Origin of the sequence: Neisseria sp. Dent CA1/247 (assembly GCF_022870825.1) — a bacterium.
GTDB lineage: Bacteria > Pseudomonadota > Gammaproteobacteria > Burkholderiales > Neisseriaceae > Neisseria > Neisseria zoodegmatis.
Map to the genome: position 1 here is coordinate 1,490,927 of NZ_CP091522.1, position 14,582 is coordinate 1,505,508.

Here is a 14,582-nt window from a genome sequence, read left to right on the forward strand (position 1 = left end):
AATTAATTCAATACAAATCCCTTTATACGGTATTGACTTACCCACAGGCAGACCCATATAGCTTTCATCCGAACAATACATAAACTTTAAAGAAAGAAAACAGATGAGATTCGATAAATTGACCGCAAAATTCCAACAAGCTCTGGCCGATGCCCAGAGCTTGGCCTTGGCTGCCGATAACAGCTATCTCGAAGCAGGCCATGTATTGAAAGCCCTGCTCGACGATGCCGAAGGCGGCACCGCAGCCCTGCTCTCACACGCAGGCGTAAACGTACCCCAAATAAAACAACAGCTTACCCAAACCTTGAACAGCCTGCCCAAAGTATCCGGCACCGGCGGCGAAATCCTCCCCAGCCGCGAATTGCAGGCCGTCTTAAACTTGATGGACAAAGCCGCCGTGAAGCGCGGCGATGCCTATATCGCCAGCGAACTGTTCCCGCTTGCCTTGGTACAGCAAAACGACAACACCGGCCGCATCCTGAAAAACGCCGGAGCCACCGAACAAAACATCAACGCCGCCATTGACGCGGTACGAGGAGGAGCCTCTGTGGATAACCCCAATGCCGAAGACCAACGCGAAGCCTTGAAAAAATACACCACCGACTTAACCCAGCGCGCCCGCGAAGGCAAGCTCGACCCCGTGATCGGCCGCGACGACGAAATCCGCCGCGCCATCCAAGTCTTGCAACGCCGCACCAAAAACAACCCCGTATTAATCGGCGAACCCGGCGTGGGTAAAACCGCCATCGTGGAAGGTTTGGCGCAACGTATCGTGGACGGCGAAGTGCCCGATTCCCTGCGCAACAAACGCCTGCTGGTGCTTGATTTGGCCGCATTGATTGCCGGTGCCAAATACCGCGGCGAGTTTGAAGAACGCCTGAAGGCCGTCTTAAACGATTTGGCTAAAGACGATGGCAATACCTTGATTTTCATTGATGAAATCCACACGCTTGTCGGTGCGGGCAAGGCAGACGGCGCAATGGACGCAGGCAATATGCTCAAACCCGCTTTGGCGCGCGGCGAGCTGCACTGTATCGGAGCCACCACTTTGGACGAATACCGCCAATACATCGAAAAAGATGCCGCACTGGAGCGCCGCTTCCAAAAAGTATTGGTGGGCGAACCGAGCGTGGAAGACACCATCGCCATTTTGCGCGGTTTGCAAGAGCGTTACGAAATCCACCACGGCATCGACATCACCGACCCGGCCATCGTTGCCGCCGCAGAGTTGAGCAACCGCTACATTACCGACCGCTTCCTGCCCGATAAAGCCATTGACTTGATTGACGAAGCCGCCAGCCGCATCAAAATGGAATTGGATTCCAAACCCGAGCAGATGGACAAACTCGACCGCCGCATCATCCAACTTAAAATGGAAAGAATGCACGTTGAGAAAGAAAGCGACGATGCCAGCAAAAAACGCCTCGATTTAATCGACGAAGAAATCGCCGGACTGCAAAAAGAATACGCCGATTTGGACGAAATCTGGAAAGCCGAAAAAGCCGCTTCCGCCGGCACCGCCGACATCAAAAAACAAATCGACGAGATCAAAGTCAAAATCGAGCAGGCCAAGCGCCAAGGCGACTTCGCCCGCGCATCCGAGCTGGAATACGGCGAACTGCCCAAACTCAGCCAACAGCTGCAAGCGCTGGAAAACAATCCGCAAGAGCAGCAGGCCAACAAACTCTTCCGCACCAAAGTGGGCGCGGACGAAGTGGCCGAAATCGTATCGCGCATGACCGGCATTCCGGTGAGCAAAATGATGGAAGGCGAACGCGACAAACTCTTGAAAATGGAAGAAGTATTGCACAACCGCGTGGTGGGGCAAGACGAAGCCGTGTGCGCCGTTTCCAACGCCATCCGCCGCTCCCGCTCCGGCCTGGCCGACCCCAACAAACCATACGGCAGCTTCCTCTTCTTAGGCCCGACCGGTGTCGGCAAAACCGAGCTGTGCAAAGCATTGGCGAGCTTCCTGTTTGACAGCGAAGACCATTTGATCCGCATCGATATGTCGGAATACATGGAAAAACACGCCGTTGCCCGCTTAATCGGCGCGCCTCCCGGCTACGTCGGCTACGAAGAAGGCGGCTACCTAACCGAACAAGTCCGCCGCAAACCTTACAGCGTAATCCTGCTCGACGAAGTGGAAAAAGCCCACCCCGACGTGTTCAATATCCTGCTGCAAGTGCTGGACGACGGCCGCTTGACCGACGGTCAAGGCCGCACGGTGGACTTTAAAAACACCGTGATCGTGATGACTTCCAACATCGGCAGCCACCACATCCAGCAAATGGGCACATCGGATTACGAGGCCGTGAAAGAAGTGGTCATGGAAGACGTGAAAGAACACTTCCGCCCCGAAATGATTAACCGTATCGACGAAGTGGTCGTGTTCCACGGATTGGATCAGGCCAATATCCGCAGCATCGCCAAAATCCAGCTCAAAGGCTTGGAAAAACGCCTTGCCGCACAGAACCTGCATCTCAAAGTCGACGATGCCGCGCTGGACATCATCGCCAAAGCAGGCTTCGACCCCGTGTACGGCGCACGCCCGCTCAAACGCGCCATCCAAGCGGAAATCGAAAACCCGCTGGCCTTGGCTCTGCTCGAAGGCAAATACAAACCTGAAAGCGTGATTCATGTGAAAGCGGATGGGGATAAGCTGGCATTTGATTGATTGGATTGAACCGTAGCAACCGGCATGACTAAAGGCCGTCTGAAAATTTTCAGACGGCCTATTTTTTGTTGAGCAAATGCTGGCATTGTTTACACTTTTCTTTTTCTTGCTGATAAATTCATTTACCACCTTTTTCCGCTATCAACCGACCAAACCATCATATACTCTTACTTAATTTTCAAAATCGGAAATTTAGACTTCTTCAATTTTTTCTTAGGACAATTAGTGTATAGAGAACCTCTCTTGCCGTTTTCAGATTCTAGACGCATCAATATATAGCAGTTTTTTTGATCATAAATATATTCGTCTACTTCATAAATTTCCATAGTATTTTGATCTGACTCAGTTTCAACATCTCCCGGTTTTAATTTTGCAACCCCTTTTAATAACTCGGAGCGTTTACCATTCGAAGATGAATAAATATTGAATGCAATATTATTTCCGTTTTTTAAATGCTTTACCTTGACATATATATTTGTATTCTTACCCTTATAGGTACTCGGATAAGCCAACAACGGGATTGATAAAATAGTTGTATATATGATTTTTTTAATCATCATTTAATCGTACCTTCTTGAGACATTCAGCAATAAGGCCGTCTGAAAATATACTCAGAATCTTTTCAGACGGCCTTACTGTATTTAACGCGATCCGTCGCGCGGCAACTCAATCAACGGCGGAATCGGCGGGTCTTGATAGCTTTCGTCGATTTCAAACCCTTGCGCCCGGGCTTTATCTTCTTCTAATTTCCTAATCATTGCGTAGGTTTGGTATTTCTTTTTTACGGCCTTATTAAAAGTAGGCTTGCCGAATTCTTCCTGTGCATTCAAACGAACTCGATTCCAATGAGCTTCAATCGTTACCACGAGTGCATACTGACCGTTGCCGTATTTATCGCGGTATTGCTCGTCATTATCTTTACCTAATACAAAACTCACCACCACACCGTCTGCATACAAAGTTCCGATGTCCGCCAAATTGGACAATTGTTTCCACTCGTCCGGAGTAAGCTCAATCGTAGTTGGAATACCGGTGATTGGTTTTATCCTAAAATAACCTTCTTCCATTCCGAAAAAAGCAGCGGCATTTTTACGGTTCATTTTGATTCTTGGTGCCGTGGTAGAAATCAAATCCCTCCACCCCGCCTGATGCATCTGTTTGACTAGACGGTAAAAATTTTGTCTGGCTTCTTCATCGCTAATGTTGCTGGTTTTACCTAAGCCCGCAAATATTTTAAATTCGTCAATACCTAAAAAAGGCTGCTGCTTACCATCCTCATAAAGCTTAATGATTGCTACATAAGGAAGCCTAAAAGAATGCACACCATGTTCAAATAAAACTGTTTTTTCAGATGCAAACGTAGCAGAATAATTAGTTAAAGAATACGGTTCTCCCGGCGATTCGTCATCGATATAACCGGTAAAACGGTTGGCAAAATGTTGGGCAGATTCGGGCAGGGTTATCGACACGGTTTCAGGCAGGGTATCTTTTTGCGGTTCTTGCTGCATGGGTTTGCACGCTCCCAGCAAACCTACCGTCATCGTTAACAAATAAATCAATATCTTTTTAAACATGGTCGTGTAAGTTGGCATTTATCTGCCGGCTGATATTTGAAAGCAAAGAAACAGATAAGATTTAACAAGAGGCCGTCTGGAACTATTCAATCTTTTTTCAGACGGCCTGATTGCATTTAACGCGATCCGTCGCGCGGCAACTCAATCAACGGCGGAATCGGCGGGTCTTGATAGCTTTCGTCGATTTCAAACCCTTGCGCACGGGCTTTATCTTCTTCCATTTTCCGGTATATGGCATAGCTTTTGAATTGTTTATTTAAAGCATCATTGTATGTAGGCTTACCGAACTCTTCCGTAGCAATCAAACGAACTCTATTCCAGTAAGCTTCAATCGTTACTACAAGTGCATACTGACCGTTTCCGTATTTATCACGGTATTGATCGGAATCATCTTTACCCAAAGAAAAGCTTACTATCACGCCATCCGCATATAAGTCTCCCAATCTGGCACGGTGCGGAAGCTTTTTCCATTCTTCCGCTGTCAATTCAATAGTAGTCGGAATACCGGAAGTCCATTTTTCATTTAGCCAGCCGTCTTCAATTTCAAAAAAAGCAGCCGCATTTTTACGGTTGCGCTTAATTCTAGGCTCACTACGGTAAATCAAATCCCTCCACCCCGCCTGATGCATCTGTTTGACCAAACGGTAAAAGTTCTGTCTGGCTTCTTCATCGCTAATGTTGCTGGCTTTGCCTAGATCGGCATAAATCACATAATCCGAAATACCTAAAAATGGTTTATGCCCACTGTCTTCATAAGCATTGATCATTCCTACATAAGGTAGCTTGAAAGTATGTTTGCCATGTTCAAAAAGAACAGTTTTTTCGCTATTAAAATATACCGGATGAACATTGACATTAAAAAACTCGGCATCTGCAGGCGCTCCCTGATAATTTTCAACAAACCTTTGCGAAAAATGTTGTGCAGATTCCGGCAGGCTTATTGATACGGTTTCAGGCAAGTTATCTTTTTGCGGTTCTTGCTGCATGGGTTTACACGCTCCTAATAAAAAAATAGCTGTCGTAATTGATAAAACCAAATAAAAAAAATGTTTAAGCATGCTCTGTTCCATCCGCTTTTTTACCGTTTGCCAAAATACGCAATTGCTCCTCTAAAAATTGTTTATCAACAGGTTTGCTCATGCGTCGATGGTATAAATCTGCCGCATCGGCAATCCATTTCATCCTCTGTTTCAAATTCTCCAACACAATCCCTTTCGGCGCGGCAGACAAAAAACGCTCCTCTCCCCGTTTAATCTTACAGCTTGCTACCAAATGCAGTTCATTTTGCGGCATCTCGCGGTAAAGGTCGGGGTGATTGCTTTCCAAATAACGTGAAACTTCCAGATATTTTTTAAAAATAAAGCTGTTGTACATGATTTTTTGTAAAATGATTTCCTGTTCGTGGTCAGCCAAACGTAAAAGGTGTGTGAGTTTTTCCTTGGCAGCACTATCCGCTCTATTTTGCTTCAGAAATACTAACGCCCTATCTAATGCAGTAAATGCTTTCAAAATATACTGTTTTCCAGAATCAGAAAAATCCATTGATTTATTGCCGACGGTTTCCTCAAAACCGTCCACCCTTTCCAAATCTTCCTGCATCACCTCCGGTAACATGCCGTATTTCCTTTGAACCCTGCAACGTTGGAATGCTTCTCTGTCTTTAGCGTAAAGATAATGCCAAGGCATTACATCTAAAAACAGCCATATATTGCCTTTACCGAGCATCTTATCCATCGAGGAGAATACTTCAACCAAAGTCGGTACGGATAAAGTAGCCATATTTACGGGAGTAGGTAATGGAACTTTGGATTTATATTTCAGCGTATCTATATGCCGTTTTACTTGTTTTCCGGGATCTTTTACCCACGGATTCTCCAAAGAACATCCCACCGTTTTACTGGCAAAGGCGGCAAGCCCCATCCAATAAAACAGGCCGGGATGTTTTTTCAGCAACGGAAACTGTTGAAACTCGCCTGCTCCCAAATACATCTTGGCATATACAGCAGCAATATCGTAAGCACGTTGTGCATAATGGCTCTTGATTTTAAAGCGCCCTTTGCGTTGCACGATTCCTTGAGGAGAAAACCAAACCAGATAAGTTTCTCTTTCTGCGCTTTTCATGCGGTTGAGTGCTTCAAATTGAGCCTCAGTCCATGAGTTTTGACACTCCAAACATAATTTTAGCTGTGATTGCGGCGTGGTATTCGTTTTATAACATTCCGACATAATAATTAATCCTGTTCGCTATGGTCTTCCGCAGTATAAGTTCCAAAGATTTCAAATATTTCTAGCTCTTCCTGGGTTTCCGTGTGAATTCGGGCAGTTCTGCCTTTCTCGTCGGTAATGCCGAAAAATTCATTGCCCTTTTTATCGATAATTACATATTGGGCTTTTTTCTTAGGTTTACCTGAAGGAGAAAGTAAAACGAACTGCTCATCATACTTCTCAACGGCGGGTATGCCTTGCATGTTCACCCCGGCGGAACTCGGCCCCATCACCTGAAACCCCGCACACTTCACCCACACCATCTTCGGACAGCCCAACTCGATATTGCCGTCTTTAAGCTTGATGTACGCCCCGCCGCTGGTGAGCAGGATTTCGTCTTTGGCTGCGACGGTCACTTTGCCGGCGCTGCTGGTAATGGTGGCGTCTTTGAGGGCGTTGATCTGCATCTCGTCGTTCTGCGCCTGTATCTCCACTTTGCCCTGATTGGCTTGGAGTTTTGCTCCTTTGCTTTGGGCAAACAGGTTGACACTCTCTACTGCATGGGCGGTGAAGTTGCTGCCGGCACTGATGTCGGTGTCGCCGCCGCTGATGTGGTGGATGTGTGCTCCGGCAGTGTGCAGTTGGCTTTGCGGGGTGGCGGTGGCGATGCCGTCGGGGGCGGATTGGATGATGCCCGCGTGTTGCAGCTGTTTGAGGCTGTCTTTCAGACGGCCTGCCTGCTCTTCGGCCTCGGTGGCTTCGTTTTTGGCAGTATGGGCGGCTTTGTTAAGGCTTTTGGCTAAGGAAATTGCCTGCTCGAGTTGGGCAATAGCGGCATCCATATCCAACACCTGACCCGCCGCCTGATTTTGGGCATCGGCACTGATAAACAAACCTTTACCCGCCCGTAACGCGCCCCAACTGTCGGTACGCAGCTCGAAGCCTTCGCCGTTGTCGCCGCGTTTCTGCCGTTGGTTGTCGACGATATGGCCGAGGTTGAGTTGGGTTTTGCCGTATTCGGTCGCCAGTTTGATGTGTTCCTGACCCTGTTTGTCTTCCATCCGCAGTTTGTTATTCGCCCAAGTACGGATGACGTTGCGGGTGTTCCAATCGGCAGGGACGTGGTCGGGGTGGGAGCTGTCGTGCATCACGCCGCTGATGTAGGGTCTGTCGGGATTGCCCTGCACAAACGACAGCATCACTTCGGTGCCTTCGTGCAGCGGGAAGTGTTGGCCGTAGTCGGGACCGGCATAGGGTTTGGCTAAGCGGATGGGACGGCTTTCCCCGCCCGGGCTCCATTCGTCGAGGTCGAACGGCAGTTTGACGCGGTAACGGCCCATGTTGTCGATATAGGCGTAGGTGTAGTTGCCGGGGCTGGTAACCCGTGCCGGCAGGCTGCCTTGAATCTTGGGCAACGGGGTGATGCGTTCGGGACGGAAGATGCTGTCGGCGGGAATGGCGGTGAAAGTATGGCTGTATGCTTGGTCGCGGCTGCCGCTGTGGGTGAGCGACACTACCAACCAGCCGTTGGGTGCTTCGCTGAAGCTTGGGGCCGTCTGAAACACTTGGCCGGGGCTGAGGGCGGTGATGTTGCCGCTGCCTGAGGCAACGATACGGCGGCTGTGGTTAAGCTGTTGCAGTAAGGCCGTCTGAAGCCGGGCTTCTTCGGGGGTCTTGTGATGCAAACCCCAATGGCTGTCGCTGCCGAGTAAAACGCTGCCGTCGGTCTCCGTACCTTTGGCCGTTACTGCGGACGATAAGTCGGTATCGGCATCGCGGTAGTTGTAGTCGCCGACGCGGATGGATTCGAGAATGGGATTGTGTTTTACCTGTAAGGCAAACACCGCTTCGGCTCCGGCGCTCTCCAATCCGCCGTGGGGGCGGTAGGGATACGGCAGACGGTTGTCACGAAAATAATGGGCGGCATCGTCACCGAATACCGCCACATCGCCATACTGGGCGTTCTGCTCGAAGGCGTACCAAATGCCTTCTTCTTCGCACAGCCGGTTGATAAAGGCGAAATCGCTTTCCTGATACTGGGTGACATACTCGCGCACACCGTATTCGCGGGAAGTATTGAAACGGAAATCGACGCCGGAGAAGCCGTGGTGTTTCAGCAGTGCGGCAATGATGTCAGGCACGTTTTGGTTTTGGAACAGCCGCGAAGTACGGTGGTGTTTCAATGCGGCAATGCGCGGTTCCAATACCATGCGGTAACGGGTCTCGTCGGCCGATACCGACAGCTTCTCACAGGAAGTGATGATGCCGCTCCATTCCTTCAACGCTTGGGGCGCGATCATTCCCTCAATCAATCCCAACGCATCAGAGCTTACCGGCGTTATCGTAAACTTGGCCGCTTGGTTGATGTACGACGACAGCGGCAAATCGGCATCGGCGCAGGTCAGTTCGATGTCGAGACGGTAGGCTGTATTCAATGCTTCGGTGGCGGTGAAGGAGACGACGGAAAGGGAGGGGCTGAAGCGGGAGAAGGTGAGGTGGTAGGATTGGGTTTGAGTCATCGCAGGTGTTCCAAAAGCGGTGTGTCAAAGTATCGGAATTCAAGATATATGCTTTGGCAATATAGCAGAATGGACATCTTTGCCCAATATGGGTATGACAAAAGGCCGTCTGAAATTTCAGACGGCCTTAATCATCACTCCTTAACCTTCTCACTCAAAAAATCAATAAAACTTCTCACCTTCGCACTCAAAAAAGCACGATCCACATAAGCGGCATAAAGTTTTGCCGTCAGGAAATGGTAATCGGGCAGCAGGCGCACTACTCTGCCGGCGGTTAGGTCTTCGCAAGCGCACCATTCGGGTTGGAAGCCGATGCCGGCGCCGGCACGGATCAGGCTACCGACCATGAGTGTGCTGTCGCTGTGTATGGCTGCGTTGAGTTCGAGCAGGCTGCGTTGGCCGTTGTGTTTGTGTTGTATTTCGAGGCGGCTCATGTCGGTGTAGGAAGGCAGCACTGCTGGGTGTTGCGCGGCTTCTTCGGGGGTTTGCGGTACGCCGTTGCGACGCAGGTAATCGGGTGAGGCTAAGAGGAAAAACTGAATATCGGCCAAGGGTTTGACAATCAGTGAGGGGCCGGGGTCGTTGGAGACGCGCAAGGCGAGGTCGAAGCCGTCGGCGATGAGGTCGGTGTGGCGGTTGCTGAGTACCAAGTCGAGGGATACTTCGGGATAGCGTTGTTTGTATTCGCTGATCCAGCGGCTGACGCGCGGGCTGGCAAACCATTGCGGCATGGTAATGCGCAGGATGCCTTGCGGTTTTTCGGTAACGCCTGCGGCTTTTTGGGCGGCGGTTTCGAGGGTTTCGAGGGCGTGGCAGCATTGGCGGTAGTATTCTTCGCCGGTTTCGGTGAGATGGAGGTTGCGGCTGTTGCGGTGTAAGAGTTTGGCTTGTAAGGTGTTTTCTAAATGGCTGACGTGTTTGCTGGCCATGGCGTTGGAAATGCCGAGATGGTCGGCGGCGCGGGTGAAGCTGCCGTTTTCGACCACTTGGCGGAACACTTTGAGGCTGAACAGGGTATCCATGATTTCTTATTGGGAAATAATTGTTAAACAAAAAGAGTATATATCCACAAAAGGGAAATATCTATACTGTGCTCATCTTCCCACTATATGAGTAATCATCATGACGAATACCCATTCCAATTTGAGCCGTTTCCAACCCATGTTATTGTCTGTTTTGCGCATCACGTCGGCTTATATGTTTATGCTGCACGGCACGGCGAAGCTGTTTGCGTTGCCGCATATTGAGATGTTCGACGGCCTGCAGCTAATGTCGATTTACGGTTTGACCGGCGTTCTTGAAGTTGTGGGCGGCCTGTTGCTGCTGTTGGGTTTGTTTACCCGTCCGGTGGCGTTTGTGTTGTCCGGCCAGATGGCGGTTGCCTATTTTATGTCGCACGCAGCCAAAGCGCCTTTGTTGCCGCTGCTAAACGGCGGCGAAGCGGCGGCACTGTTCTGCTTTATTTTCCTATATATCGCAGCGGCGGGCGGCGGTGCTTGGGCTTTGGATAATAAGTTGGGCAAAAAGCTATAATGCCGTCTGAAACCGCTTTTTCTTCATCATTTAAGGAAACCATCATGACTTACACCGCACTCCAACAAGCCGCGGAAACCCGCCGCTCCGTTTACGCTTTAAACAAAAACCTGCCTCTGCCTGCTGCCAAAGTGGCCGAGATTGTCAAACATGCCGTGCTGCACACGCCTTCGTCGTTCAATTCGCAATCTACCCGCGTGGTGGTGCTGTTCGGCGCGGAACACGAAAAGCTGTGGCAATTTGCCGAAGATGCCTTGCGCGACATCGTACCCGCCGAAAACTTCGAGCCGACCAAGCAAAAGCTGGATATGTTTAAAGCCGCGGCCGGTTCGGTGCTGTTTTTTGAAGACCAAAACGTCGTAAAAGGCTTGCAAGAACGCTTCCCCAGCTATGCCGACAATTTCCCTATCTGGGCGGAACACGCCGATGCCATGCACCAATACGCAGTATGGACTACGCTCGCCGCAGCCGGTATCGGTGCCAATCTGCAACACTACAACCCACTGATTGACAACGCCGTTGCCCAAGAATGGTCGGTTCCCGCCAACTGGACATTGCGTGCGCAAATGGTGTTCGGCGGCATTGATGCGCCTGCGGGTGAGAAAGCATTCGAGCCGCTGGAAGGCCGTCTGAAAGTATTCGGCCTGTAAGCCGTTTGATTGATTATGCCTGTCTGAAACGGATAACGCAGGTTTTGGCAAAGCCAACCCTTAAACCGTTTCAGGCAGGCAGAGACCTTTGCAAAACCTCCAGATGCGGATGCAGTTCAAGGCGTAGCAGCGCAACGAGTGCAGACATATCAGATAGGATAGGCAAACGAGCGAGCAGCGCACAACGCAGAAATGCGCCGCAGATGGGGGGTTTGCAAAGGTCTCAGGCATCGTTACATTTCAATAGCCCCATGAACAAAACCCCCGCCCTATTTCTCGGCCACGGCAGCCCGATGAACGTTATCGAAGCGGATAATCCGTTTACCCAAGGCTTTAAGCAAATTGCGGCGCAGTTTCCCAAGCCCCGCGCCATACTGATGGTTTCCGCCCACTGGTACGGCGATGCTTTGCAAGTATCCGGCAGCGCGGCTCCGGCCATGATTTATGATTTTTACGGCTTTCCCGAAGAGCTGAATCAAGTGCAGTATCCTGCTTCCGGCAGCCCCGAACTTGCCGCCGAAGTGCAGCGTTTGCTCGCACCCGAACCGGTATCCGTCGATATGCTTCGGGGGTTCGACCACGGCACATGGGGTGTACTCAAGCATCTTTATCCCGAAGCCGACATTCCCGTCGTACAACTGAGCCTGAACCGGAATCAACCCGCCGAATGGCATTTCGCATTGGCGCAAAAGCTCAAGCCCTTGCGCGAACAAGGCGTGTTGGTTGTCGGCAGCGGCAATATCGTTCACAACCTGCGCACCATCAGCTTTGCCCATATCCGCCAAGCGGGTGCGGCTTACGAATGGGCGGAAACCTTCCGCCGCGACATCAACCAAGCCATTTTGAATCGGGACAACGAAACCTTGATCCACTACCTGCGCTTGGGCGAGGCTGCCGCTTTATCCGTACCCACGCCCGAACATTACCTGCCCCTGCTCTACATTATGGCGTTGCGCGATGAAGAAGATGAAGTCAAGCTGTTCAACGACGTGATTGTCGGCGGTTCGTTAAGCATGACTTCGGTGTTGCTGGGATAATTTTTTCACTTATACTTTGAATCAATGGCTTATACTTTTCAGACGGCCTCAGTTATATAGGATGAGACCTTTGCAAAACCCTTAGATGGGATGCGGTTCAAGGCGTAGCAGCGCAGCGAGTGCAGACATATCAGATAGATAGGCAAACGAGCGAGCAGCGCACAACGCAGAAATGCCCCGCAGATGGGGGTTTTGCAAAAGTCTCAGGCCGTCTGAAAATCCCACATGGAGGACATGTTATGAATATCCCCGACATTATCCGTTTTGCCGATTATCTGGTTGACCGCCCCGTCGAACCGGTACGCACGGTGCTGCATCAAGGGCGGCAGATGAACATGGTGCTGTGGCAGATTCCGCCCGGCGGCAAACTGCCTGCACACCGCCATCCGCAAGGGCAGGATATTTGGCTGGTGCTGCAAGGCCGCGCCGAATTATTGGATGATGAAAACAGCGGCCGGATAATCGGCGCGGGCGAAAGCATTGTGATCGATTCGGGCTTGATACACGGAGTGCGCAACAACGAAGCAGAAGATTGCGTGCTGGTTTCCGTGGTGTATGCCGAAGCGGGGTTTGAAGCGGTTTGAACAAATGCCTGTCTGATAGGGTTTCAGACAGGCATTTTTGTTAGAAAACTGAATTGAATCGGCATCCATCAGAGATGCGCCAACAAATCCAGCGGCGTATCAATGCGCGCATCATGCGGCCATTCTTCGGTTTTGTCTTCGGCGGCGATATAGCCCCAGTTTACCAATACGGTTTTCATGCCGGCATTTTTTCCTGCCTGCATATCGCGCTCGGCATCGCCTACATAGATACAATTTTCGGGGTTTACGCCGATTTGTTCGCAGGCGTAAAACATGGGCTTGGTGCTGGGTTTGGCTTCGCCGCAGGTATCGCCGCTGACAACCACGGCAGGCGCGATGCTGAAGCCGAGTTTCGGCACGAGACGGTGGGTGAAGGTGTGCGGTTTGTTGGTGATGATGCCCCATTTGATGCCGCGTTTGTCGAGTTCGGCAATCAATCGGTCGATATCGTCGAACAACACGGTTTCATGGTCGAAGCAGCGTTCGTATTCGGCCAGATATTCCTGCCGCCAGCGGGAATGTTCGGGATGGTCTTTGGTGATGCCTGCGCCCATCAAAATCAGGCCGCTTGCGCCGTGGCTGGCAACGGGGCGGACTTCTGCCATGCTTTTTTCGGGTAAATTGTGGCGGCGCAGCAAGGTGTTAAGTGCGCCGCCCAAATCGAGTGCGGTGTCGGCGAGGGTGCCGTCCAAGTCGAACAATACGGCTTCGGTCATGGGTGTCCTTAATGATGATGGGTAACGGTTTTCTATGTGTTGAGGCCGTCTGAAAAGATGTAATCAGGTTTCAGACGGCCTGAATTCTAGCAGATTTAATGTGCATGATGATGGCCGTGCGTTTCATGCTCGTCCGGATGAATCGAGCACAATACGCTGTCTTCGTGCGGATGTCGGCTGCTTTCCACCTGCACAGTGGTGTGTTGGATATTTTGATGCGCCAACGCATGCTCGATGCGGTAAACGATTTGTTCGGCCTCGACCACGCTCAAATCGCCGTCGACAACGATATGGCAGGATAAGGCGTTGATGTTGCTGGTAATCGTCCACACATGCAAATCATGCACCGACTGTACGCCTTCGGTTTGCCTGATGGTGTCGAGCAGCACGTCGACATCGACGTTATCGGGCGTGCCTTCCATCAAAATGTGCAGGGTTTTGCGGAATACCTGCCAGCCGCTCCGTCCTACCAATGCCGCCACAAAAACGCTGGCCAACGGGTCGGCCCATTTCCAGCCGAACGCCATCATCAGCACGGCGGCGGCTATCGCGCCGAACGAGCCGAACAAATCGCTCAACACATGCAGATAGGCTCCGCGCATGTTGATATTGCCTTCGGTGTCGCCGCCGCGCAGCATGTACCACGCCACGAAAAGGTTCACCAGCAGCCCGATGATACTGATCACCAGCATGCCGGTGGTGGCGATTTCCGGCGGCTGGCGGAAACGTTCGACGGCTTCTAAAAAAATCATTGCGGCAATCACGATCAGAGTGATGCCGTTAAAAGCCGCCGTTAAAATTTCAAACCGCTTGTAGCCGAAGGTTTTATCGAGCGTGGTGGCTTTTTCGCTGAATTTGAACGCCAGCAAGGCGATACCGAGCGAGAATGCGTCGCTGAACATATGCCCTGCGTCCGACAGCAACGCCAGCGAGTTGGTGAGCCAGCCGCCGACTGCCTCCACCACCATGAAAGATGCGATCACCGCAAATGCTACCGCCAATACTTTTTTATTGGCCGTGTGGCTGTGGGAATGATGGTCGTGCGGCATGGCTTTCTCCTTTGGAAATATAAGAGCCTGAGACCTTT

General features: G+C 50.9%; 13 protein-coding genes and 1 pseudogene. 5 read left to right on the forward strand and 9 right to left on the reverse strand.

Annotated features, from left to right (window positions below; translation table 11 throughout):
- Nucleotides 1-103 precede the first annotated feature (103 nt).
- Complete coding sequence (gene clpB, locus LVJ85_RS07375) at nt 104-2,677, forward strand: ATP-dependent chaperone ClpB (protein WP_244738392.1); 2,574 nt, start codon at nt 104-106, stop codon at nt 2,675-2,677.
- 167 nt (nt 2,678-2,844) lie between these two features.
- Here the strand turns inward: clpB and LVJ85_RS07380 are convergent, their stop codons facing one another.
- The 6 genes from LVJ85_RS07380 to LVJ85_RS07405 all read right to left on the reverse strand — a co-directional run bounded on the left by LVJ85_RS07380 (nt 2,845) and on the right by LVJ85_RS07405 (nt 9,997).
- On the reverse strand, nt 2,845-3,237 hold the full coding sequence (locus LVJ85_RS07380; RefSeq protein ID WP_244738394.1) for a hypothetical protein: 393 nt from the start codon (nt 3,235-3,237) through the stop codon (nt 2,845-2,847).
- A gap of 81 nt (nt 3,238-3,318) precedes the next feature.
- Entirely contained in the window at nt 3,319-4,269 is a 951-nt protein-coding gene (locus LVJ85_RS07385; protein WP_244738396.1) for a hypothetical protein, read from the reverse strand.
- A 98-nt stretch (nt 4,270-4,367) separates the two neighbouring features.
- Nucleotides 4,368-5,309 (reverse strand): hypothetical protein, encoded by a 942-nt coding sequence (locus LVJ85_RS07390; protein ID WP_244738399.1) that lies wholly within the window; start codon nt 5,307-5,309, stop codon nt 4,368-4,370.
- The gene (locus tag LVJ85_RS07395; protein WP_244738401.1) at nt 5,302-6,477 is read right to left on the reverse strand and encodes a hypothetical protein; all 1,176 of its coding nucleotides are present in this window, start codon (nt 6,475-6,477) and stop codon (nt 5,302-5,304) included. Before LVJ85_RS07395 ends, LVJ85_RS07390 begins: the two co-directional genes overlap by 8 nt.
- A 5-nt stretch (nt 6,478-6,482) precedes the next feature.
- Nucleotides 6,483-8,975: a type VI secretion system Vgr family protein gene (locus LVJ85_RS07400; protein ID WP_244738403.1), complete on the reverse strand. Its 2,493-nt coding sequence runs from the start codon at nt 8,973-8,975 to the stop codon at nt 6,483-6,485.
- A gap of 134 nt (nt 8,976-9,109) precedes the next feature.
- The gene (locus LVJ85_RS07405) at nt 9,110-9,997 is read right to left on the reverse strand and encodes a LysR family transcriptional regulator (protein WP_004286095.1); all 888 of its coding nucleotides are present in this window, start codon (nt 9,995-9,997) and stop codon (nt 9,110-9,112) included.
- Between the two features lie 100 nt (nt 9,998-10,097).
- On the opposite strand from LVJ85_RS07405, the gene LVJ85_RS07410 reads away from it, so the two are divergent.
- Nucleotides 10,098-10,508 (forward strand): DoxX family protein, encoded by a 411-nt coding sequence (locus LVJ85_RS07410; protein WP_244738405.1) that lies wholly within the window; start codon nt 10,098-10,100, stop codon nt 10,506-10,508.
- 44 nt (nt 10,509-10,552) lie between these two features.
- The gene (locus LVJ85_RS07415) at nt 10,553-11,158 is read left to right on the forward strand and encodes a nitroreductase family protein (RefSeq protein ID WP_244738407.1); all 606 of its coding nucleotides are present in this window, start codon (nt 10,553-10,555) and stop codon (nt 11,156-11,158) included.
- A 70-nt stretch (nt 11,159-11,228) separates the two neighbouring features.
- On the opposite strand, the pseudogene LVJ85_RS07420 reads toward LVJ85_RS07415, so the two are convergent.
- A pseudogene (locus LVJ85_RS07420) lies at nt 11,229-11,385 on the reverse strand (lipoprotein signal peptidase).
- A gap of 24 nt (nt 11,386-11,409) precedes the next feature.
- On the opposite strand from LVJ85_RS07420, the gene ygiD reads away from it, so the two are divergent.
- The gene (gene ygiD, locus LVJ85_RS07425; protein ID WP_244738409.1) at nt 11,410-12,195 is read left to right on the forward strand and encodes a 4,5-DOPA dioxygenase extradiol; all 786 of its coding nucleotides are present in this window, start codon (nt 11,410-11,412) and stop codon (nt 12,193-12,195) included.
- A 239-nt stretch (nt 12,196-12,434) separates the two neighbouring features.
- Nucleotides 12,435-12,779, forward strand: coding sequence for a cupin domain-containing protein (locus tag LVJ85_RS07430; RefSeq protein WP_244738411.1), 345 nt, complete (start codon nt 12,435-12,437; stop codon nt 12,777-12,779).
- 68 nt (nt 12,780-12,847) lie between these two features.
- Here the strand turns inward: LVJ85_RS07430 and LVJ85_RS07435 are convergent, their stop codons facing one another.
- Nucleotides 12,848-13,495, reverse strand: coding sequence for an HAD family hydrolase (locus tag LVJ85_RS07435; protein WP_244738413.1), 648 nt, complete (start codon nt 13,493-13,495; stop codon nt 12,848-12,850).
- A 95-nt stretch (nt 13,496-13,590) separates the two neighbouring features.
- Nucleotides 13,591-14,544 (reverse strand): cation diffusion facilitator family transporter, encoded by a 954-nt coding sequence (locus LVJ85_RS07440; protein ID WP_244738415.1) that lies wholly within the window; start codon nt 14,542-14,544, stop codon nt 13,591-13,593.
- Nucleotides 14,545-14,582 lie beyond the last annotated feature (38 nt).